Here is a 21,456-nt window from a genome sequence, read left to right on the forward strand (position 1 = left end):
TTTAAGGGACAAACAGCAGATTGCAGAAATGGAAAAGGCCGCGAAAGCGGCCTTTTGGTGTTGCAGTACGTTGCTTAAAGTTGCGAGCAGCTACGTAATTACTGCTGGGTAATGATATCGCCCAGCTTGATTTTGGCTTCTTTACGCAGGTTGCTCATCAGTGCTTCGAAGGCAATTTGCGCGTTGTTCTGGGTGATACCCTGAACCATCGCTTTCTTCTGCGCTTCCGGCATGGTGCCCGCTTTCACTTCGTCCAGCGCCAGAACCACCACGTTGCCCTGCATATCGTTGGCGATACCGAAGCTCGGCTTGTCTTTCGCCGGCAGGCTCAGACCGAATGCCGCCTGGCTGATCGGATCCTGACCGGTACGGCTCAGCGTTTTCGCCTCGCCAAAGCTCAGGCCAGCCGCTTTCAGCGCCTCATCACCTTTACCGGCTTTCAGCTCGGCCAGCAGCTTCTCAGCGTCCAGCTTCGCCTGTTGCACGGCTTTGTTATGTTTCACCAGCGCCGTGATTTGATCTTTCACCTCATCCAGCGGCTTGATGGCTTCCGGCTTGTGCTCGCTCACGCGCAGAACAAAGGCCCGGTCACCGTCGACGGTGATGATGTCAGAGTTGCTGCCCGGAGTGCCGTTTTCGCCGACCAGACCGCCATTGAAGATGGCATCCGCAACCGGTTTGAAGTTCAGCTCTTCCGGCAGATTGTCATGACCAAACCAGCCGGTAGTGACCGCTTTCGCACCTGCGGCCTGCTCTGCGCCCGCCAGCGACTCGTTGTCATTGCTCGCCGCGTCGCTCACTTTCTGCTGCAACGCATAGAAACCATCCAGCGCTTTCTCCTGCTTCACTTTCGCCGCGATGTCATCACGAACGTCAGCCAGCGGTTTGGTGGTCGCCGGGGTGATGTCATCCAGACGCACCACCAGGAAGCCGACGGAGGATTTGATCACACCAGAAAGTTGACCTTTCTCTTTCAGACCGGCATTTTTCAGCTCGTCCGGGGTGGTGCCCTCTTCCAGCCAGCCCATGTCACCGCCGTTTTTGGCGGAGATGATGTCGGTGGATTTCTCTTTCGCCACCGTCGCGAAGTCGGTGCCTTTGTTAAGCTCTTCCAGCGCCGCTTTGGCGTCGTCTTCAGTTTTGGTCTGAATCACGCTGAAACGGTTACGCTGTGGCTGAGTGAACTGTTCCTGATGCTGATCGTAGTAAGACTGGATCTCCGCATCGGTTGCGTTTTCCTGCATCGCAGCCGCATCCAGCTTGATGTAGCTTACGCGGAACTGCTCCGGGGCGGTGAAGTTGTTTTTGTTCTGCTCGTAGTAGCTCTTCACCTCTTCGTCGCTCGCCTGCTGCTTAGCGGCCAGAGCATTAACGTCGAAAGTGGCTTCGCGCACGACGCGCTGCTGTGAGACCAGCGTCGCCAGTTCATCCGCTTCGCCTTTGAGCATGAAGTCAGTGCCGACAACAGCGTTGATCAGCTGCTGAGTGGTCAGCTGGTTACGCAGCGCCTGAGCGTATTGATCCGGCGTCATCCCCATCTGATTCACGATAGCGTTATAGCGGGTGTTATCGAATTTGCCGTCATTCTGGAAAGCCGGGGTGGAGAAAATGGCTTTCTTAACCTGATCGTCGCTGATGCTCAGACCGAGGTCACGGGCGTACTGATCCAGCAGCGCTTCGTCGATAAGACGGTTCAGCGTCTGCTGACGCAGGTTTTTCATGTACCCTTCATTCGCCGCCAGTTCAGAGAACTGATCGCCCAGCTGTTGCTGCATGCGGTTACGTTCACCGGCGAATGCATTCTCAAACTGCCCACGGCTGATTTCCTGGTCGTTCACTTTTGCGGCGTAGTTTGCACTACCGCCAATCAGGTATCCGCTCACGCCGGTCAATATGAACGACACGATAATGATACCGAAAATAATCTTGAGCACGAGGCTGTTAGCAGCCGTGCGTAAGCTGTCCATCATGGTGTAACCACACTCCGCTGTAGGTGACTGGTGACCTGACGCTGGCGGAAATCCTGACCGCAGCGCGTAAAGACGTATTGTGACAAGAAACCGGGGCGATTGTCAGCCCACAACTCGCAGAAACTCACATAAATCAGGCCTGGACAAACAAAAAAGGCACATCAAACGATGCGCCCTTGTACTTTTCTACTTCCCTGACGTAAGAAAGCGATCAGTTTACTGCGTCTTTCAGCGCTTTGCCGGCGCGGAAGCCCGGAACTTTAGCAGCAGCGATGGTGATCTCTTTACCGGTCTGAGGGTTGCGGCCAGTACGGGCAGCACGCTCTTTAACAGCAAAAGTACCAAAACCTACCAGCGCCACGTCGTCCCCAGCCTGCAGAGATTCGGTAACAGAAGCAATCAAAGCATCTAACGCACGTCCAGCCGCAGCTTTGGAGATATCAGCACCCGCAGCAATTTTGTCAATCAGTTGAGATTTATTCACTCTTCTCTTCCTCTCTTTATAATTTATATCGCGCCTGAATCCTTCACAACGCGACCGCGCAGCAGTTATATCAGGCCTGCCATGACCTTACAACACCCGTTGTTGATGGCTGGCCCAATCAGCAATCTAAATTAGCTATACAAAAAAAGGCTGGCAAGCCCGAAATGGCTCACCAGCCTTGTTTTTATTGACGCTCTTTGCGCGAGGTCACTATTTTGCGGTCACAACCTGCATTCCGTAAGGCTCGTTCTGCAGTGCAAGGGTCAGAACTTCCTCAATACGTTTCACCGGATGGATATCCAGATCGGCGATAACGTTATCCGGAATCTCTTCCAGATCGCGCTTGTTCTCATACGGGATGAGGACCGTTTTAATGCCGCCACGGTGAGCTGCCAGCAGTTTTTCTTTCAAACCGCCAATCGGCAGAACCTGACCACGCAGGGTGATTTCACCGGTCATTGCCACATCGGCACGCACCGGGTTGCCGGTCAGACAGGACACCAGGGCACTGCACATGGCGATACCCGCGCTTGGGCCATCTTTCGGCGTTGCCCCTTCCGGCACGTGAACGTGAATGTCGCGTTTTTCGTAAAAGTCCGGATTGATACCCAGTTTTTCCGCACGCGCGCGCACCACGGTCAGCGCAGCCTGAATGGACTCCTGCATCACTTCACCCAGCGAGCCGGTGTAGGTCAGCTTGCCTTTACCCGGTACGCAGGCGGTTTCGATGGTCAGCAGATCGCCGCCCACTTCCGTCCACGCCAGGCCAGTCACCTGACCGACGCGGTTTTCGCTGTCCGCACGGCCATAATCGTAGCGCTGAACACCGAGGTATTCATGCAGGTTGTCGCCATTAATTTCAATGTGCTTCAACGACTTGTCGAGCAGCAGCTGTTTCACCGCCTTACGACACAGCTTGGAGATTTCACGCTCCAGGCTACGCACGCCCGCTTCACGAGTGTAGTAACGAATAATGCCGATAATCGCACTGTCATCAACGGTCAATTCGCTTTCTTTCAGTGCGTTACGTTCAATCTGCTTCGACAGCAGGTGACGACGGGCAATATTCAGTTTTTCGTCTTCGGTGTAGCCAGAAAGACGGATCACTTCCATACGATCCAGCAGCGGAGCCGGGATATTCATGGAGTTGGAGGTCGCCACGAACATCACATCGCTGAGGTCGTAGTCCACTTCCAGGTAGTGATCGCTAAACGCCACGTTCTGCTCTGGATCCAGCACTTCAAGCAGGGCTGAAGCCGGGTCGCCACGCATGTCAGAAGACATTTTGTCGATCTCATCCAGCAGGAACAGCGGGTTTTTAACGCCCACTTTCGCCATTTTCTGGATCAGTTTGCCTGGCATTGAACCAATATAGGTCCGACGGTGACCGCGGATTTCCGCTTCGTCACGCACGCCGCCCAGCGCCATACGGATGTATTTACGGCCGGTGGCTTTGGCAATCGACTGACCCAGAGAGGTTTTACCCACCCCCGGCGGCCCGACCAGGCACAGAATTGGGCCCTTGAGCTTGTTAACACGGCTCTGAACCGCGAGATACTCGAGGATGCGGTCTTTGACGCGTTCCAGACCGTAGTGGTCGGTATCCAGGATCTCCTGGGCCTGACGCAGGTCTTTTTTGACCTTGCTGCGGGCATTCCACGGAACCTGAACCATCCACTCGATATAGCCACGTACAACCGTCGCTTCTGCCGACATCGGAGACATCATTTTCAGCTTCTGCAGTTCTGCTTCGGCCTTCTCTTTTGCCTCTTTCGGCATTTTCGCCGCGTCGATCTTACGCTTCAGCGCTTCGTTTTCGTCCGGTGCGTCGTCCATCTCACCGAGCTCTTTCTGAATGGCCTTCATCTGCTCGTTCAGATAGTACTCGCGCTGAGATTTCTCCATCTGCTTTTTGACGCGGTTGCGAATGCGTTTCTCAACCTGCAGCAGATCGATTTCAGACTCCATCATCGCCATCAGATATTCCAGACGCTCGTTAACGTCGGACATCTCCAGCACGGACTGTTTGTCAGCCAGCTTCAGCGGCATGTGCGCAGCGATGGTGTCGGCCAGACGTGCAGGATCGTCAATGCTGTTCAGCGACGTCAGCACTTCTGGCGGGATTTTTTTATTCAGCTTGATATAGCCTTCAAACTGACTGATCGCGGTGCGAACCAGTACCTCTTGCTCACGCTCGTCGAGCTGAGGCGAGTCCAGGTATTCCGCTTTTGCTGCGAAGTGTTCACCATCATCAGATAGCGTGGTAATACGCGCACGCTGCAGCCCCTCGACCAGCACCTTCACGGTGCCATCAGGCAGCTTCAGCATTTGTAAAATAGAGGCCACGGTCCCGACGGTGAAAAGATCGTTTACACCCGGCTCATCCGTTGATGCTTCTTTCTGCGCAACCAGCATGATTTTTTTATCATGATCCATGGCGGCTTCAAGGCAACGGATAGATTTTTCCCGCCCTACAAATAAGGGTATGACCATGTGCGGATAAACCACCACATCGCGCAACGGCAATACGGGGATTTCAATGCGTTCAGAACGCTCAGGATTCATAGAGCTCTCTCTTAGTTTAGTGTCCGCCAGGTAATCAGGTTGCAGGACTGTGCTTCATGCAACCATTAACATGTAATCCAGTATATGGGGATGATTCCCACACATTCAACGCCATGTTTACGGAAAAATAAAAGGGGGGATTAAATCCCCCCTTTTTGATTAACTGCTTGTATGCTCTGGTTAATTATTCACCAGAGGCCTGCTGCGCTTCCGGCGTACCGTAAATCAGCAGCGGCTTGCTTTGGCCGGCAATGACCGACTCGTCGATAACCACTTTTTCAACCTCTTCCATGGAAGGAAGATCGTACATGGTATCCAGCAGGGCAGCTTCAACGATTGAACGCAGACCACGTGCACCGGTTTTACGAGCCATCGCTTTCTTGGCAATCGCATCCAGCGCTTCGTCGCGGAATTCCAGTTCAACGCCTTCCAGATTGAACAACGCCTGATACTGTTTGGTCAGGGCATTTTTCGGCTCTTTCAGGATCTGAATCAGCGCATCTTCACTCAGTTCTGTCAGGGTGGCGACAACCGGCAGACGACCAATGAACTCAGGGATCAGACCAAACTTAATCAGATCTTCTGGCTCAACCTGGGTCAGCAGTTCGCCCTCTTTCGCTTTTTCAGACTTCGCCTTCACCGTGGCGCCAAAGCCAATACCCGAGCCGGTTTCAACACGGTTAGCAATGACTTTATCCAGGCCGGCAAACGCACCGCCACAGATAAACAGGATTTTGGACGTATCAACCTGCAGGAACTCCTGCTGCGGATGCTTACGGCCTCCCTGCGGTGGAACAGCGGCAACCGTCCCTTCGATCAGTTTCAGTAATGCCTGCTGCACGCCTTCACCGGACACGTCACGAGTGATGGACGGGTTATCGGATTTACGTGAGATTTTGTCGATCTCATCGATATACACGATACCGCGCTGGGCTTTCTGTACGTCGTAATCGCACTTCTGCAGCAGTTTCTGGATGATGTTTTCCACATCCTCACCCACATAACCGGCTTCGGTCAGGGTGGTGGCATCCGCCATGGTAAACGGAACATCCAGCAGACGTGCCAGGGTTTCTGCCAGCAGGGTTTTACCGGAACCGGTTGGGCCGATCAGCAAAATGTTACTTTTGCCCAGCTCAACGCCGTTGCTGTTATCCCCGTTACGCAGACGTTTGTAGTGGTTGTACACCGCCACTGCCAGCACTTTCTTCGCCTGTTCCTGACCGATGACGTAGTCATCAAGGTGATGACGGATCTCATGCGGCGTCGGTAACGCGCTGCGCTCACGGTGTGGTGCGACTTCTTTAATCTCTTCGCGGATGATGTCGTTACATAAGTCGACACATTCGTCGCAGATATACACGGATGGCCCGGCAATCAGTTTGCGCACTTCATGCTGGCTTTTGCCGCAAAAAGAGCAGTACAACAGTTTGCCCGATCCATCTTTGCGTTTATCTGTCATGAGTCAAAACCTCTTTTTAAGTTCTTTGTGCCGCACATGACGACGCAAATGCCATTCTCAGACGCAGGCTGCTGGTAAGCCAGGTGCCGCCCTACCATAGTATAGCGGCACACCCGCGCCGTGGGCATCAATTACGGTGGGTCAAAATGGAGTCGACTAAGCCGTACTCTACTGCCTCTGGTGCGGACAGGAAGCGATCGCGCTCGGTATCACGCTCGATCTGCTCTAGTGATTGACCCGTATGGTGAGCCATAAGTTCATTCATGCGCCCTTTTACCTTCAGGATTTCACGGGCATGAATTTCAATATCTGTCGCCTGGCCCTGGTACCCGCCCAGCGGCTGGTGAATCATTACGCGCGAGTTTGGCAGGCAGAAACGCTTGCCCTTCGCCCCTGCGGTCAGCAGGAATGCGCCCATCGATGCCGCCTGGCCCATACAAATGGTGCTCACATCAGGCTTGATGAACTGCATGGTATCGTAAATGGACATCCCGGCAGTGATCACGCCACCTGGGGAGTTGATGTACAGGTAAATGTCTTTTTCCGGGTTTTCCGCTTCCAGAAACAGCATCTGCGCTACGATCAGGTTCGCCATGTGGTCTTCCACCTGGCCGGTCATGAAGATAACGCGTTCTTTAAGCAGACGGGAGTAGATATCAAAAGAACGTTCACCTCGAGAGGTCTGTTCAATAACCATTGGCACCAGCGCCATATGGGGTGCAAAGTTATCTCGTTCGCCACTGTATGACATTTCCGTCTCCTGGATAAAAAATGAAAATACCTGCTGTACTGATTGTAACCTTGCGGACGGATTATCAGCCAGTCTCTTTAATACTGCTTCCCCACTAATGGGGGCGGCTCAGCCCTATTTCAAGCATAACAATCTTTTGTTGTAACGCTAACACTGAAAAAGCGTTTTATCACGCTTTGGGATTTATAACTGTGATAAAAAAAACCCGCCGCCGGGAGGCAACGGGTTTTTTGCTCAAACTTTAAACGAAGCAGGCAGGATTAAGCCTGTTGGTTCATCAGTTCGTTGAAAGAAGTGGCTTTTTCGGACACTTTCGCTTTGGCCAGAACGGCTTCAACAGCCTGCTCTTCCAGAGCCACGTTGCGCATGTTTTCCATCAGCTCTTTGTTGCTGCCGTAGAAAGCAACTACTTCTGACGGATCTTCATAGGCAGAAGCCATCTCTTCGATCAGACCTTTAACGCGCTCTTCGTCAGCTTTCAGCTCGTGGGTACGAATCACTTCGCCCAGCAGCAGACCAACAACAACGCGGCGTTTAGCCTGCTCTTCGAACAGCTCACGAGGCAGTTCCAGAGCCTGTTTCTCGTTGCCACCGAAACGCTGTGCAGCCTGGCGACGCAGAACGTCGATTTCGCTGTCGATCAGGGCCGCAGGGATTTCGATTTCGTTAGCTTTAACCAGACCGTCGATCGCCTGAGACTTAACGCGGTTACGCACGGCGCCTTTCAGCTCGCGTTCCATGTTTTTACGCACTTCTGCACGCAGGCCTTCAACAGAACCATCTTCAACGCCGAAACGTTTGATGAAATCTGCAGTCAGTTCTGGCAGTTCGCGGTCTTCAACTTTCTTCAGGGTAATGGCGAATTTCGCCGCTTTACCTTTCAGGTTTTCAGCGTGGTACTCTTCCGGGAAGGTCACGTCGATGGTGAACTCTTCGCCAGCCTTGTGGCCTTTGATACCGTCTTCGAAGCCTGGGATCATACGACCCTGGCCCATCGCCAGTACGAAGTCAGACGCTTTGCCGCCTTCGAACTCTTCGCCGTCTACAGAGCCGGAGAAGTCGATGGTGACACGGTCTTCTGCATCCGCAGCGCCGTCTTTGTCTTTCCAGGTCGCCTGCTGCTTACGCAGGGTGTCCAGCATGCCGTCAACGTCGGCTTCAGTCACTTCTACGATTGGTTTTTCAACTTCGATCGCGTCCAGACCTTTCAGCTCAACTTCTGGGTACACTTCGAACTCTACCGCGTAGGTGAAGTCTTCGCCCAGTTTGTATTCGCCCGGAACATAGGTCGGGGAACCGGCTGGATTGATTTTTTCTTTGATGATCGCGTCAACGAAGTTACGGCTCATCAGGTCACCCAGCACGTCCTGGCGAACAGAAGCGCCATAACGCTGAGCAACGACATTCATCGGTACTTTGCCCTTGCGGAAGCCGTCAATACGGACTTTCTTTGCTACGTTGACCAGCTCGCTTTTTACAGCGTTTTCGATGCTGTCAGCAGCGATTGTAATCGTTACACGGCGGCCAAGGCCTTGAGTGGTTTCAACTGAAACTTGCATCTTGTTACCTCAAAAAAATCACAGTGCTCGGTCAACTCTGAATTTGCCTCGCAATACCGGGATGCTCTCTTAGCAGATTCACATTCCCTGTCGCCAGAATCATCCCGAAGACATTCATATTAAGACGCGGCATTATAGCGGCATCACTTTAGTGAGTCGAGAACGGTTGGCGCATGTTGCTGCGGCTTTTTTCACAATTTCAGGCTATTTTCACCCTTAAAATCGCGCCACCGGCTCAAAACCCGGACAAAACAAAACGGCCCGCAGGCCGTTTTGACGTAATCTTTATGCAACATACTGGAAAAGCTCCCGCTGTTGCAAACAGGATTTATTACGCGATCGTCCCGGCTCCCCGGCACGGTGGCGATGCGAAAATCGTATCCTGCAAGCCCTTCCACTCTTTTATCGTATAAGTGTGCAACGCCAGCGCATGGACCGTGGTCGAGAGTTCTTCCGTCAGGGTGCCGTAAATCATACGGTGCCGATTCAGAAAACGTTCACCAGCGAAACGATCGCTGACCAGCACCACTTTAAAGTGGCTCTCAGAGCCTGCCGGTACGTTATGACGATAGCTTTCGTCGACGACTTCAAGGAACACAGGTTCAAACGCCGCCCTTAACTTATCTTCAATCTGTTCACGTATCATCATGAAATTACTCCTCCGACAACGCTGAGATGTCACCCATCCCTTTAAATGTTAGCCGCTTTTACCGCTTGCATAACAAGAAGACAACAAAAATTTAGCTTTCATCTGATTTTCTCATTCAAGCGTATGAAGTCCTATAAGGGGAGAGTCGTTTTGTCGTCCGGATAACGGAAAAGCGTTTCAGGTGGTCAGTTTTCAGACAAGGCGATGAATTTACATGCGTTGACCACTTCCCCTTGCCGTTGGCGATGTTATGATGGCGGCAATTTTTTTCTATATACGCTTACGATTCGTTGAGAGCCTGAACATGTTAAAAAAACTCATTTTCCCTTTAGTCGCCCTGTTTATGCTGGCCGGCTGTGCTACCCCACCGACGACCATTGACGTTTCGCCGAAGATTTCTCTGCCGCAGCAGGATCCAAGCCTGATGGGCGTCACCGTCAGCATCAACGGCGCGGATCAGCGTAAAGACCAGGCGCTGGCGAAAGTCACCCGCGATAACCAACTGGTAACGCTGACCGCTTCCCGCGACCTTCGTTTCCTGCTGCAGGAAGTGCTTGAGAAGCAAATGACCGCACGCGGTTACATGGTTGGCCCAAGCGGCGCGGTTGATCTGCAGATTATCGTCAATAACCTGTACGCAGACGTCTCCCAGGGTAACGTGCGCTACAACATCGCGACCAAAGCGGATATCGCCATCATCGCCACCGCGAAGAACGGCAACAAGATGAACAAGAACTACCGTGCAAGCTACTCTGTTGAAGGTGCCTTCCAGGCCACCAACGCCAATATCGCTAATGCCGTGAACAGCGTGCTGACCGACACCATCGCCGATATGGCGCAAGACACCAGCATTCACGAATTTATCAAGCAGAACGCACGTTAATTCTGCCTGCTGACCCGACGCCCGGTCGGGTCAGCTAGCCTGCCTATGTCCAGTCAATACTTACGTATTTTCCAGCAGCCTAAATCAGCTATCCTGCTGATCCTCGGTTTCGCCTCCGGTTTACCCCTTGCGCTGACTTCGGGCACGCTGCAGGCGTGGATGACCGTCGAAAATATCGATCTCAAAACCATCGGCTTCTTCTCACTGGTCGGCCAGGCCTATGTCTTCAAGTTCTTATGGTCGCCGATGATGGACCGCTACACCCCGCCGTTCCTCGGCAGGCGTCGTGGCTGGTTGCTGATGACGCAGGCGATGCTGCTGCTGGCGATTGCCGCGATGGGCTTCCTCGAACCTGCGTCGCAGCTGCGCTGGATGGCCGCGCTCGCGGTGGTGATTGCCTTCTGCTCCGCGTCGCAGGATATCGTTTTTGATGCCTGGAAAACGGACGTGCTCTCGGCCGAAGAGCGTGGCACCGGGGCCGCTATCAGCGTGCTGGGTTACCGGCTGGGGATGCTGGTCTCCGGCGGGCTGGCATTATGGCTGGCAGACCGCTATCTCGGCTGGCAGGGTATGTACTGGCTGATGGCCGCCCTGCTGATCCCATGTATGATCGCCACCTTCCTTGCTCCGGAACCGAGCGATGTTATTCCCGTCCCCCGCTCCCTCGAGCAGGCGGTTGCGGAACCGCTGCGCGACTTCTTTGGCCGCAACAATGCCTGGCTCATTCTGCTGCTGATAGTGTTGTATAAGCTCGGCGATGCGTTTGCCATGAGCCTGACCACTACTTTTTTGATCCGCGGCGTGGGCTTTGATGCCGGCGAAGTGGGGGTAGTGAATAAGACGCTGGGGCTGATTGCCACTATTATTGGCGCGCTGTATGGCGGCGTCCTGATGCAGCGTTTGAGTCTGTTCCGCGCGCTGCTGATCTTCGGCATCCTGCAGGGGGTGTCGAACGCGGGTTACTGGCTGCTGTCGATTACCGATAAGCACATGCTCAGCATGGCGGCAGCGGTGTTCTTTGAAAACCTGTGTGGCGGGATGGGGACGGCTGCGTTTGTCGCCCTGCTGATGACCCTGTGCAACAAATCCTTCTCCGCGACGCAGTTCGCCCTGCTCTCTGCGCTCTCTGCCGTGGGTCGGGTCTACGTCGGCCCTATTGCGGGCTGGTTTGTGGAAGCGCACGGTTGGGCTGAGTTTTATCTCTTCTCCGTCTTTGCGGCTATCCCAGGATTGCTGCTGCTCTTAATATGTCGCCGCTCGCTGGAATATACCCAGCAGACGGCACACTTTATGGTCAGGAGTCGTTTCCCGTCAGCCTATCGACTGGCGTTAAGAATATTGATGGCGGGATCGCTGGCCCTGGCCCTGTGGCTTATCGTGACGATCGTCAATGCCACCACCTCCCTCGCCCTGCCGTTTAGCCTGCTGTTGCTGGATATTGGCGCGCTGCTGGCGCTGACCGGGATCCTCACGGGCGCGCTTCTTGACTATCTGGCTATGCGCGAGAGTCAGAAGGTGTAGAACCGGCGCAAAATGTTATTTTCCGTTGTAATCACCCATGTAAATTATAACGGTAAATAAATTTAGTCATGGAAAAATAATATTTGTTGTTTCGTGCCTCTTAGAATTCCGGAAATTATTGGAACGTGGAGGAGAAGGTATTTTCCGTTAACCGATTCAGCAAACGAAACATTAATTTTACGTTTTTTATTTGTCTTTTTATTGATAATTATTTGTTAATGATTTGTGTGTTTTTGGCAATGGTTATACCAATTGCCCTTTTTACCCCACCTACAGAGTCTGTTTCGTTATAACGCCCGTCTGGCGGTGCTTGCGTCTGAAAAGCGGTTATAATTTGCAACATCTGTGACTTCCCTGGCAGAACCTGGTAACACGTTCCTGACACAGGTCTAATGATGTTTACAGTAATGTAACGTTCCCGTAAAATGCCCCCACACTTTAAACGCCACCAGGTCCCCGTGGAATTGAGGTCGTTAAATGACACTTAGGAAATACAATAAAAGTTTGGGATGGTTGTCGTTATTTGCAGGCACTGTATTACTCAGTGGCTGTGATTCTGCGCTGCTAGACCCCAAAGGACAGATTGGACTGGAGCAACGTTCGCTCATTCTGACGGCCTTCGGCCTGATGATGATCGTCGTGATTCCCGCCATCTTGATGGCTGTTGGTTTCGCCTGGAAGTATCGTGCGAGCAATAAAGATGCGAAGTATAGCCCTAACTGGTCACACTCCAATAAAGTGGAAGCTGTGGTCTGGACGGTGCCGATTCTGATCATCCTGTTCCTTGCCGTACTGACATGGAAAACCACTCACGCGCTCGAACCTGCAAAACCGCTGGTTCACGATGAGAAACCGATCACGATCGAAGTCGTCTCCATGGACTGGAAATGGTTCTTCATCTACCCGGAACAGGGCATTGCTACCGTGAACGAAATCGCCTTCCCGGCGAACGTCCCGGTGCAGTTCAAAGTAACGTCTAACTCCGTGATGAACTCCTTCTTTATCCCTCGTCTGGGTAGCCAGATTTACGCGATGGCCGGTATGCAGACCAACCTGCACCTGATCGCGAATGAAGCAGGCACCTATGATGGTATCTCCGCCAGCTACAGTGGCCCGGGCTTCTCTGGTATGAAGTTCAAAGCCATTGCCACGCCTGACCGTGCCGCTTTCGACCAGTGGGTTGCTAAAGCGAAACAGTCTACGAACACCATGTCTGACATGGCGGCGTTCGACAAAGTGGCAACACCTAGCGAATACAACAAGGTGGAGTACTTCTCTGACGTGAAACCTGATTTGTTCAAAGATGTCATTGGCAAATTTATGGATCATGGCAAGAGCATGGACGTGACCCAACCGGAAGGTGAGCACAGCTCGCATGAAGGTATGGAAGGCATGGACATGAGCCACGCGGAAACCGCTCACTAAGGGGCCGAGGAAGAAAATGTTCGGAAAATTGACACTGGATTCAGTGCCGTACCATGAACCGATTATCATGGTTACGATCGCTGCAATTATCATTGGTGGCGCAGCCTTAGTTGGCTTGATCACTTACTTCGGTAAGTGGAGCTACCTGTGGAATGAGTGGCTGACTTCGGTTGACCACAAAAAACTCGGTATCATGTACTGCATCGTCGGTATCGTCATGTTAATTCGTGGCTTTGCTGATGCAATCATGATGCGTAGCCAGCAGGCGCTTGCGTCTGCGGGTGAAGCAGGCTTCCTGCCACCGCACCACTACGATCAGATCTTTACCGCCCACGGCGTTATCATGATCTTCTTCGTAGCGATGCCGCTGGTTATCGGTCTGATGAACGTGGTTGTGCCGCTGCAAATCGGCGCGCGCGACGTTGCGTTCCCGTTCCTGAACAACCTGAGCTTCTGGTTCACGGTTGTCGGTGTGATTCTGGTTAACCTCTCTCTGGGCGTCGGTGAGTTCGCGCAGACCGGTTGGCTGGCCTATCCGCCGCTGTCGGGAATTGAGTACAGTCCTGGCGTAGGTGTCGATTACTGGATTTGGGCGCTGCAGCTCTCCGGTGTTGGTACTACCCTGACCGGTATTAACTTCTTCGTGACCATTATCAAGATGCGTGCCCCTGGCATGACCATGTTCAAGATGCCGGTATTTACCTGGGCATCTCTGTGCGCCAACATCCTGATTATCGCGTCATTCCCAATCCTGACAGTCACCGTCGCGCTGCTGACCCTGGATCGCTATCTGGGCACCCATTTCTTCACCAATGATATGGGCGGCAACATGATGATGTACATCAACCTGATTTGGGCATGGGGTCACCCTGAAGTGTACATCCTGGTTCTCCCGGTCTTCGGTGTGTTCTCCGAAATCGCGGCAACCTTCTCGCGTAAACGTCTGTTTGGTTACACCTCGCTGGTGTGGGCAACCGTGTGTATTACCGTTCTGTCGTTCATCGTTTGGCTGCACCACTTCTTCACCATGGGTGCGGGCGCGAACGTAAACGCCTTCTTCGGTATCACCACCATGATTATCGCGATCCCAACCGGGGTTAAGATCTTCAACTGGCTGTTCACCATGTACCAGGGCCGCATCGTGTTCCACTCAGCAATGCTGTGGACCATCGGCTTCATCGTCACCTTCTCCGTGGGTGGGATGACCGGCGTACTGCTGGCCGTGCCGGGTGCTGACTTCGTTCTGCACAACAGCCTGTTCCTGATTGCGCACTTCCATAACGTTATTATCGGCGGTGTGGTGTTCGGTTGCTTCGCAGGCGTGACTTACTGGTGGCCAAAAGCCTTCGGTTACACGCTGAACGAAAAATGGGGCAAACGCGCGTTCTGGTTCTGGATCATCGGCTTCTTCGTGGCATTTATGCCGCTGTACGTGCTGGGCTTCATGGGTATGACCCGTCGTCTGAGCCAGCAGATCGATCCGCAGTTCCACCCAATGCTGATGGTTGCAGCGGGCGGGGCGGTGCTGATTGCCTGTGGTATCGCGTCTCAGCTGATTCAGTTCTACGTCTCTATTCGTGACCGCGATCAGAACCGTGACCTGACCGGTGACCCATGGGGTGGCCGTACGCTGGAGTGGGCAACCTCTTCTCCACCGCCGTTCTATAACTTTGCCGTTGTGCCGCACATTCATGAGCGTGATGCATTCTGGGAAATGAAAGAGAAAGGCGAAGCGTATAAGCAGCCGGCGCAGTACGAAGAGATCCACATGCCGAAAAACAGCGGTGCGGGCATTGTGATTGCCGCCTTCGCGACGGTATTTGGTTTCGCTATGATCTGGCACATCTGGTGGCTTGCGATCGTCGGCTTTGCTGGCATCGTTATCAGCTGGATTGTGAAGAGCTTTGATGAGGACGTGGACTACTACGTACCAGTCCGTGAAGTTGAAATTCTGGAAAAACAGCATTTCGACGAGATTGCTAAAGCGGGGCTGAAAAATGGCAACTGATACTTTAACCCACGCGACTGCCCATGCGCATGATCACGGGCACCACGATACAGGGCCGATGAAAGTCTTCGGCTTCTGGATCTACCTGATGAGCGACTGCATCCTGTTCTGCTGTCTGTTCGCGACCTATGCCGTTCTGGTGAACGGCACAGCGGGCGGCCCGACCGGCAAGGACATTTTCGAGCTGCCGTTCGTTCTGGTTGAAACCGCACTGCTGTTATTCAGCTCCATCACCTACGGCATGGCGGCTATCGCCATGTACAAGAACAACAAGAGCCAGGTTGTCTCCTGGCTGGCGTTGACCTGGCTGTTTGGTGCTGGATTTATCGGGATGGAAATCTATGAATTCCACCACCTGATCATGGAAGGTTTCGGTCCGGATCGTAGTGGCTTCCTGTCCGCGTTCTTCGCGCTGGTAGGTACCCACGGTCTGCACGTGACTTCCGGTCTGATCTGGATGGCGGTACTGATGTTCCAGGTATCCCGTCGCGGCCTGACCAGCACTAACCGCACCCGTATTATGTGCCTGAGCCTGTTCTGGCACTTCCTGGATGTGGTCTGGATCTGTGTGTTCTCTGTAGTGTATCTGATGGGGGCGATGTAATGAGTCATTCAAACGATCATGGCGCTTCCCACGGTAGCGTAAAAACCTACATGACAGGTTTTATCCTGTCGATCATCCTGACGGTGATCCCGTTCTGGATGGTGATGAGCGGTACTGCTTCTCACGCGGCAATCCTGGGCACTGTCCTGGTAACTGCGGTAGTGCAGATTCTGGTGCATCTGGTTTGCTTCCTGCACATGAACACCAAATCTGATGAAGGCTGGAACATGACGGCATTCATCTTTACCGTGATTATCATCGCAATCCTGGTAGTCGGCTCCATCTGGATCATGTGGAACCTCAACTACAACATGATGGTTCACTAAGAGCGGCGAGTATGTTTAAGCAATACCTGCAAGTCACAAAACCTGGCATCATCTTTGGCAACCTGATCTCGGTGATCGGAGGGTTCCTGCTGGCCTCTAAGGGCAGCATCGATTACACCCTCTTTATCTACACGCTGGTTGGGGTGTCACTGGTTGTCGCGTCCGGTTGTGTATTTAATAACTACATCGACATGGATATCGACAGGAAGATGGAAAGGACGAAAAATCGGGTGCTGGTAAAAGGCCTGATGTCCCCTGCCGTCTCGCTGGTGTACGCCACCTTGCTGGGTATTGCTGGCTTTATGCTGCTGTGGTTCGGCGCCAACCCTCTGGCCTGCTGGCTGGGGGTGATGGGTTTCGTGGTGTATGTGGGCGTCTACAGCCTGTATATGAAACGTCACTCCGTCTACGGTACGCTGATTGGTTCACTCTCCGGCGCTGCGCCGCCGGTGATTGGCTACTGCGCGGTCACCAACGAGTTCGACAGCGGTGCGGCTATCCTGCTGGCTATCTTTAGCCTGTGGCAGATGCCGCACTCCTATGCCATTGCGATTTTCCGCTTTAAGGATTATCAGGCAGCGAATATTCCGGTACTGCCAGTGGTGAAAGGCATCTCCGTTGCCAAGAACCATATCACGCTCTACATCATTGCCTTTGCGGTTGCTACGCTGATGCTCTCACTGGGCGGTTACGCCGGGTACAAATATCTGGTGGTTGCTGCGGCGGTGAGCGTCTGGTGGCTCGGCATGGCGCTGCGGGGTTATAAAGTGGAAGACGACAAAGTCTGGGCACGCAAACTGTTTGTGTTCTCGATTGTCGCTATCACCTCCCTGTCGGTAATGATGTCCGTCGACTTTATGGTGCCGGATTCACATAATCTGCTGACCTACGTCTGGTAAGTTCGCCAGACGGCGTCACTCAACAGCCCGCCACCGTAATGGTCGCGGGCTGTTTTTTTGCATAATAAAAATAAATTACTTTAGCTAATTGATTCTCATAAAATATTAATTGAGTTGAAAAAACAACATATAAATCCTCTCTTTCAAATATTACTGTCTCAATCCTCTCTCCTGGTGATAACCTTCCGCCGTGAGTATTTCTCTCACAATCTCTTTTTCATTTAATAAGGAAATAAAAATGAAAGAATTATCAATGAATGAAATGCAGTATGTCTCTGGTGGATTTAATCTGATGGGCGCAGCAACCAGCTTCGTCAGTTTTGCCTGTAACTCCGGGATTGGCTTTGGCTCCTTCGTCCTGACCTCTGGCGCTGAGTTTGCTGAGTTCGTAATTAACAGCACCATCGCCTTTGGGTCCTTCGTGGTAGGGGCGTCCAACTGGGATACCTTCGTTAATACCAGTTCAAATAACTGGAACGGTTTTGTCGAAACGGCGGGAAACAGCTGGACATCTTTCACCAACAATGCCGCGACTGACTGGAATAAATTCCTCACCAGCGCTAATGCGTAAGTAGATATAAATAGGGGGGTCAGGATCTCAGTGTCGTTGTCCTGCCCCTTTTTCTGGTTAAACGACTTCTGCTACATTTATTTATTAACGCTATTATTTATTCCAGCATTTAATTTGCCTGAGTAATATTTAACGCGCCTGTTCCGCTCATTAGCCCCTCATTGTTCGTCAACCATTATCCCGATTTCTGTTTAATCGCACGAATCATTAACCACAGTAATAATTGTTTATCATCGCTCTGTTTACCCCACCCCTCACTCAGATTACACTGAACGCGCTTTTTAGACAGAGGTGGTAATGAACGATTATAAAATGACGCCAGGCGAGCTTCGCGCGACCTGGGGTTTGGGCACAGTTTTTTCGTTGCGTATGCTCGGCATGTTTATGGTCTTGCCCGTTCTGACCACATACGGCATGGCGTTACAGGGAGCAAGCGAGGCGTTAATTGGCCTGGCAATCGGCATTTATGGCCTGGCGCAGGCGGTCTTTCAGATCCCCTTTGGTCTGCTCTCCGATCGTGTTGGTCGCAAGCCGCTCATCGTCGGTGGGCTACTGGTGTTCGTCGCCGGTAGCGTGATCGCCGCCCTCTCCCACTCCATCTGGGGCATCATTCTTGGCCGCGCATTGCAGGGCTCCGGCGCTATTGCCGCCGCTGTGATGGCGCTGCTGTCCGATCTGACCCGCGAACAGAACCGCACCAAAGCGATGGCCTTTATTGGCGTCAGCTTCGGCGTGACCTTTGCTATCGCCATGGTGTTGGGCCCAATCATTACCCATGCGCTTGGGTTAAATGCCCTGTTCTGGATGATCGCCGTGCTGGCGACCCTTGGCATCGCGCTGACCATTTGGGTGGTTCCCGACAGTAAAAACCATGTCCTGAACCGTGAATCGGGAATGGTTAAAGGCTGCTTCAGCAAGGTGCTGGTTGAGCCGCGTCTGCTGAAGCTCAACTTCGGCATTATGTGTCTGCATATCCTGCTGATGTCCACCTTTGTCGCCCTACCCGGCCAGCTGGCCGCAGCCGGTTTTCCGGCGGCGGAGCACTGGAAAATCTATCTGGTCACCATGCTCATCTCGTTTGTTTCCGTGGTGCCCTTTATTATCTATGCCGAAGTGAAGCGCCGGATGAAGCGCGTCTTCCTGGCCTGCGTTGCCCTGTTGCTGATCGCTGAAATCGTGCTCTGGGGTTCCGGCCCGCACTTCTGGGAGCTGGTCGCGGGCGTGCAGTTGTTCTTCCTCGCCTTTAACCTGATGGAAGCCCTGCTGCCGTCGTTAATCAGTAAGGAATCTCCGGCAGGCTATAAAGGCACGGCGATGGGGATCTACTCCACCAGCCAGTTTATCGGCGTGGCAATCGGCGGGTCGCTGGGCGGCTGGGTCGATGGTCTGTTTGATTCACAAACCGTCTTCCTGGCAGGTGCGCTGCTGGCAACGCTCTGGCTGCTGGTAGCCAGCACCATGAAAGAGCCACGTTACGTCAGCAGTCTGCGCATCGAAATTCCGCAGGATGTTGAGATCGGTGATGCATTAAAACAGCGTCTTGAAGCAAAAGAGGGTGTCAGCGAGGTATTACTGGTACCGGAAGAGCGCAGTCTGTATGTCAAAATCGACAGTAAATTGACCAATCGCTTTGAAGTTGAGCAGGCGCTTAAAGCCTGAAAAAAAGCCCGGCATCGCCGGGCTTTTTCTTAATCGCGGAAGTTCTTGAACTGGAACGGCTGGCCGAGATCGCCGCCGCGCACCAGCGCCATCACACCCTGCAGATCGTCGCGGGATTTCCCGGTGACGCGGATCTCTTCGCCCTGAATCTGCGCCTGCACCTTCAGCTTGCTGTCTTTGATGAGCTTAACGATTTTCTTCTGCATCGCGCTCTCAATGCCCTGCTTCAGTTTGGCTTCAACAAACCAGGTTTTGCCGCTGTGAACGAAGGTTTCTGGCACGTCGAGGGAGGTCCCTTCGATGCCGCGCTTCAACAGCTTGGCGCGCAGAATATCCAGCAGCTGCGTGACCTGGAAATCGGACTCGCTGAGGATCTTAATGGTCTTATTTGCGTCGTTCAGCTCAAAACTGGCCTCAACGCCGCGAAAATCGAAGCGTGACTCAACTTCACGGCTGGCGTTGTCCACGCCGTTACGTACTTCCTGGATATCAACTTCGGAAACAATATCGAAAGATGGCATCTTTTCTTCTCCCTTCACTTTTGTTGCGTTGCATAATACCCGCTACGGGGCATAACTCAACAGAAGCTTAGTTGTCGACGCTATACTATATGTTGTAACACCTGGCGCAGGTGCAGGTGAGGAGGAACGATGAAAATTACCGTGCTCGGATGCGGGGCACTGGGACAACTCTGGCTGGCCGCACTTCGCAAACAGGGACACGAAGTCCAGGGCTGGCTGCGCGTGCCACAACCTTATTGCAGTGTAAACCTGATTGAAGAAGACGGGAGTATCTTTAACGAATCTCTGATCGCTAACGATCCTGACTTCCTGGCGCAAAGCGATTTGCTGCTGGTCACCCTGAAAGCCTGGCAGGTCTCCGACGCCGTGCGGGCGCTGGCATCCACGCTTCCCCCATCCTCACCGATTATGTTGCTTCACAACGGAATGGGCACGATTGAAGAGCTTAAAAGCGTTTCCCAGCCGCTGCTGATGGCCATCACCACCCATGCGGCTCGCCGTGACGGCAATGTGATTGTTCATGTCGCCAGTGGAATGACGCACATCGGCCCGGCCAGAGCGCAGGAGGGGGACTACAGTTATCTGGCGGATCGTTTCCAGCAGGTGCTGCCGGATGTCGCCTGGCACGATCACATCCGTCCGCAGATGTGGCGCAAGCTGGCGGTAAACTGCGTGATTAATCCGCTGACCGCCCTGCTGGATTGCCCGAACGGTGAGCTTAAAAACCATCCGCAGACCGTGGCAACCCTGTGCGCCGAGGTGGCTGCCGTGGTGGAGCGCGAGGGCATTCACTCCTCGGTGGATGACATTCGCTATTATGTTGAAGAGGTGATTGAGAGCACCGCCCAGAACATCTCTTCGATGCTGCAGGATATCCGCGGGCTACGGCATACCGAAATTGACTACATTACTGGTTACCTGTTAAAACGCGCCCGCGCGCACGGTATCAGCGTGCCGGAAAATGTCCGTCTGTATGAACAGGTTAAACGTAAGGAGAGTGAGTATGAGCGCGTCGGCACTGGTATGCCTCGCCCCTGGTAGCGAAGAGACCGAAGCGGTCACCACCATCGATCTGCTGGTTCGCGCCGGGATTAGCGTCACGACCGCAAGCGTCGCCAGCGATGGCAATCTGATTATCACCTGCTCACGCGGGGTGAAAATTGTCGCCGATGCCCCGCTGGTGGAGGTTGCCGACGGGGATTACGACGTCATCGTTCTGCCGGGTGGTATTAAGGGTGCGGAGTGCTTCCGCGACAGCCCGCTGCTGGTAGAGACGGTCAGGCAGTTCCACCATTCCGGGCGCATTGTCGCCGCCATCTGCGCGGCTGCGGCCACGGTGCTGGTTCCGCACAATATCTTCCCGATCGGTAATATGACCGGTTTCCCGACGCTAAAGGATAAGATCCCCGAGGAGCAGTGGGTGGATAAACGGATGGTCTGGGATCCGCGCGTCAACCTGTTAACCAGCCAGGGACCTGGCACGTCGATTGATTTTGCGCTGAAGATTATTGAGCTGCTGGTCGGACGGGCAAAAGCCTATGAAGTGGCCTCATCGCTGGTGATGGCGGCGGGGATTTATAACTATTACGAAGCGTAGGAATT

19 protein-coding genes are annotated in these 21,456 nt (G+C 53.2%); 11 read left to right on the forward strand and 8 right to left on the reverse strand.

Going from position 1 to position 21,456, the window contains the following annotated elements; translation table 11 throughout:
- Positions 1-98: 98 nt before the first annotated feature.
- From ppiD to bolA, 7 genes are all read right to left on the reverse strand, one after another.
- Positions 99-1,970 carry a peptidylprolyl isomerase gene (gene ppiD / locus WFO70_RS11705; RefSeq protein WP_337016311.1) on the reverse strand — a complete coding sequence of 624 codons (1,872 nt, stop codon included), beginning with the start codon at positions 1,968-1,970 and terminating at the stop codon, positions 99-101.
- Between the two features lie 211 nt (positions 1,971-2,181).
- Positions 2,182-2,454: a nucleoid-associated protein HU-beta gene (hupB, locus tag WFO70_RS11710; protein ID WP_002444653.1), complete on the reverse strand. Its 273-nt coding sequence runs from the start codon at positions 2,452-2,454 to the stop codon at positions 2,182-2,184.
- A gap of 210 nt (positions 2,455-2,664) precedes the next feature.
- A complete protein-coding gene (gene lon, locus WFO70_RS11715) occupies positions 2,665-5,019 on the reverse strand; it encodes an endopeptidase La (RefSeq protein WP_337016313.1) in 2,355 nt (784 codons plus the stop codon).
- A gap of 184 nt (positions 5,020-5,203) precedes the next feature.
- Positions 5,204-6,478: an ATP-dependent protease ATP-binding subunit ClpX gene (gene clpX, locus WFO70_RS11720; protein ID WP_032616836.1), complete on the reverse strand. Its 1,275-nt coding sequence runs from the start codon at positions 6,476-6,478 to the stop codon at positions 5,204-5,206.
- Between the two features lie 127 nt (positions 6,479-6,605).
- A complete protein-coding gene (clpP, locus tag WFO70_RS11725) occupies positions 6,606-7,229 on the reverse strand; it encodes an ATP-dependent Clp endopeptidase proteolytic subunit ClpP (RefSeq protein ID WP_032616835.1) in 624 nt (207 codons plus the stop codon).
- Between the two features lie 260 nt (positions 7,230-7,489).
- Entirely contained in the window at positions 7,490-8,788 is a 1,299-nt protein-coding gene (gene tig / locus WFO70_RS11730) for a trigger factor (protein WP_337016315.1), read from the reverse strand.
- Between the two features lie 331 nt (positions 8,789-9,119).
- The gene (gene bolA / locus WFO70_RS11735) at positions 9,120-9,437 is read right to left on the reverse strand and encodes a transcriptional regulator BolA (protein ID WP_039032378.1); all 318 of its coding nucleotides are present in this window, start codon (positions 9,435-9,437) and stop codon (positions 9,120-9,122) included.
- Between the two features lie 304 nt (positions 9,438-9,741).
- Here bolA and WFO70_RS11740 point away from each other — a divergent pair, with 304 nt between their 5' ends.
- From WFO70_RS11740 to WFO70_RS11780, 9 genes are all read left to right on the forward strand, one after another.
- Positions 9,742-10,320, forward strand: a complete 579-nt coding sequence (locus WFO70_RS11740; RefSeq protein ID WP_337016317.1) for a lipoprotein — start codon at positions 9,742-9,744, stop codon at positions 10,318-10,320.
- A gap of 45 nt (positions 10,321-10,365) precedes the next feature.
- Positions 10,366-11,841 carry a muropeptide MFS transporter AmpG gene (gene ampG, locus WFO70_RS11745; protein WP_337016319.1) on the forward strand — a complete coding sequence of 492 codons (1,476 nt, stop codon included), beginning with the start codon at positions 10,366-10,368 and terminating at the stop codon, positions 11,839-11,841.
- A gap of 477 nt (positions 11,842-12,318) precedes the next feature.
- Positions 12,319-13,266, forward strand: coding sequence for a cytochrome o ubiquinol oxidase subunit II (gene cyoA, locus WFO70_RS11750; RefSeq protein ID WP_337016321.1), 948 nt, complete (start codon positions 12,319-12,321; stop codon positions 13,264-13,266).
- A gap of 16 nt (positions 13,267-13,282) precedes the next feature.
- A complete protein-coding gene (cyoB, locus tag WFO70_RS11755; protein WP_337016323.1) occupies positions 13,283-15,274 on the forward strand; it encodes a cytochrome o ubiquinol oxidase subunit I in 1,992 nt (663 codons plus the stop codon).
- Positions 15,264-15,878 (forward strand): cytochrome o ubiquinol oxidase subunit III, encoded by a 615-nt coding sequence (locus tag WFO70_RS11760; RefSeq protein ID WP_337016325.1) that lies wholly within the window; start codon positions 15,264-15,266, stop codon positions 15,876-15,878. Before cyoB ends, WFO70_RS11760 begins: the two co-directional genes overlap by 11 nt.
- Entirely contained in the window at positions 15,878-16,204 is a 327-nt protein-coding gene (locus tag WFO70_RS11765) for a cytochrome o ubiquinol oxidase subunit IV (RefSeq protein WP_032616827.1), read from the forward strand. The genes WFO70_RS11760 and WFO70_RS11765 overlap by 1 nt, the downstream gene beginning before the upstream one ends.
- Before the next feature lie 11 nt (positions 16,205-16,215).
- Positions 16,216-17,103 (forward strand): heme o synthase, encoded by an 888-nt coding sequence (gene cyoE, locus WFO70_RS11770; protein WP_337016326.1) that lies wholly within the window; start codon positions 16,216-16,218, stop codon positions 17,101-17,103.
- Between the two features lie 238 nt (positions 17,104-17,341).
- Positions 17,342-17,674 (forward strand): hypothetical protein, encoded by a 333-nt coding sequence (locus WFO70_RS11775; protein WP_337016327.1) that lies wholly within the window; start codon positions 17,342-17,344, stop codon positions 17,672-17,674.
- 297 nt (positions 17,675-17,971) lie between these two features.
- A complete protein-coding gene (locus WFO70_RS11780) occupies positions 17,972-19,333 on the forward strand; it encodes an MFS transporter (protein ID WP_337016328.1) in 1,362 nt (453 codons plus the stop codon).
- Between the two features lie 29 nt (positions 19,334-19,362).
- Here WFO70_RS11780 and WFO70_RS11785 read toward each other — a convergent pair whose 3' ends face one another.
- A complete protein-coding gene (locus WFO70_RS11785) occupies positions 19,363-19,854 on the reverse strand; it encodes a YajQ family cyclic di-GMP-binding protein (RefSeq protein ID WP_106992136.1) in 492 nt (163 codons plus the stop codon).
- Positions 19,855-19,983: 129 nt separating this feature from the next.
- Between WFO70_RS11785 and panE the strand changes: the two genes are divergently transcribed.
- Complete coding sequence (gene panE, locus WFO70_RS11790) at positions 19,984-20,895, forward strand: 2-dehydropantoate 2-reductase (protein WP_337016330.1); 912 nt, start codon at positions 19,984-19,986, stop codon at positions 20,893-20,895.
- Complete coding sequence (gene yajL, locus WFO70_RS11795; RefSeq protein ID WP_337016331.1) at positions 20,858-21,451, forward strand: protein deglycase YajL; 594 nt, start codon at positions 20,858-20,860, stop codon at positions 21,449-21,451. Before panE ends, yajL begins: the two co-directional genes overlap by 38 nt.
- The last annotated feature ends 5 nt before the right edge of the window (positions 21,452-21,456 follow it).

Origin of the sequence: Leclercia sp. AS011, assembly GCF_037152535.1 — a bacterium.
Classification (GTDB): domain Bacteria; phylum Pseudomonadota; class Gammaproteobacteria; order Enterobacterales; family Enterobacteriaceae; genus Enterobacter.

Bases quoted from the DNA above. Each gene is read 5' to 3' on its own strand.
- ppiD (WP_337016311.1), bottom strand. From the start codon at position 1,970: ATGATGGACAGCTTACGCACGGCTGCTAACAGCCTCGTGCTCAAGATT.
- lon (WP_337016313.1), bottom strand. From the start codon at position 5,019: ATGAATCCTGAGCGTTCTGAACGCATTGAAATCCCCGTATTGCCGTTG.
- clpX (WP_032616836.1), bottom strand. From the start codon at position 6,478: ATGACAGATAAACGCAAAGATGGATCGGGCAAACTGTTGTACTGCTCT.
- clpP (WP_032616835.1), bottom strand. From the start codon at position 7,229: ATGTCATACAGTGGCGAACGAGATAACTTTGCACCCCATATGGCGCTG.
- tig (WP_337016315.1), bottom strand. From the start codon at position 8,788: ATGCAAGTTTCAGTTGAAACCACTCAAGGCCTTGGCCGCCGTGTAACG.
- bolA (WP_039032378.1), bottom strand. From the start codon at position 9,437: ATGATGATACGTGAACAGATTGAAGATAAGTTAAGGGCGGCGTTTGAA.
- WFO70_RS11740 (WP_337016317.1), top strand. From the start codon at position 9,742: ATGTTAAAAAAACTCATTTTCCCTTTAGTCGCCCTGTTTATGCTGGCC.
- ampG (WP_337016319.1), top strand. From the start codon at position 10,366: ATGTCCAGTCAATACTTACGTATTTTCCAGCAGCCTAAATCAGCTATC.
- cyoA (WP_337016321.1), top strand. From the start codon at position 12,319: ATGACACTTAGGAAATACAATAAAAGTTTGGGATGGTTGTCGTTATTT.
- cyoB (WP_337016323.1), top strand. From the start codon at position 13,283: ATGTTCGGAAAATTGACACTGGATTCAGTGCCGTACCATGAACCGATT.
- WFO70_RS11760 (WP_337016325.1), top strand. From the start codon at position 15,264: ATGGCAACTGATACTTTAACCCACGCGACTGCCCATGCGCATGATCAC.
- WFO70_RS11765 (WP_032616827.1), top strand. From the start codon at position 15,878: ATGAGTCATTCAAACGATCATGGCGCTTCCCACGGTAGCGTAAAAACC.
- cyoE (WP_337016326.1), top strand. From the start codon at position 16,216: ATGTTTAAGCAATACCTGCAAGTCACAAAACCTGGCATCATCTTTGGC.
- WFO70_RS11775 (WP_337016327.1), top strand. From the start codon at position 17,342: ATGAAAGAATTATCAATGAATGAAATGCAGTATGTCTCTGGTGGATTT.
- WFO70_RS11780 (WP_337016328.1), top strand. From the start codon at position 17,972: ATGAACGATTATAAAATGACGCCAGGCGAGCTTCGCGCGACCTGGGGT.
- WFO70_RS11785 (WP_106992136.1), bottom strand. From the start codon at position 19,854: ATGCCATCTTTCGATATTGTTTCCGAAGTTGATATCCAGGAAGTACGT.
- panE (WP_337016330.1), top strand. From the start codon at position 19,984: ATGAAAATTACCGTGCTCGGATGCGGGGCACTGGGACAACTCTGGCTG.
- yajL (WP_337016331.1), top strand. From the start codon at position 20,858: ATGAGCGCGTCGGCACTGGTATGCCTCGCCCCTGGTAGCGAAGAGACC.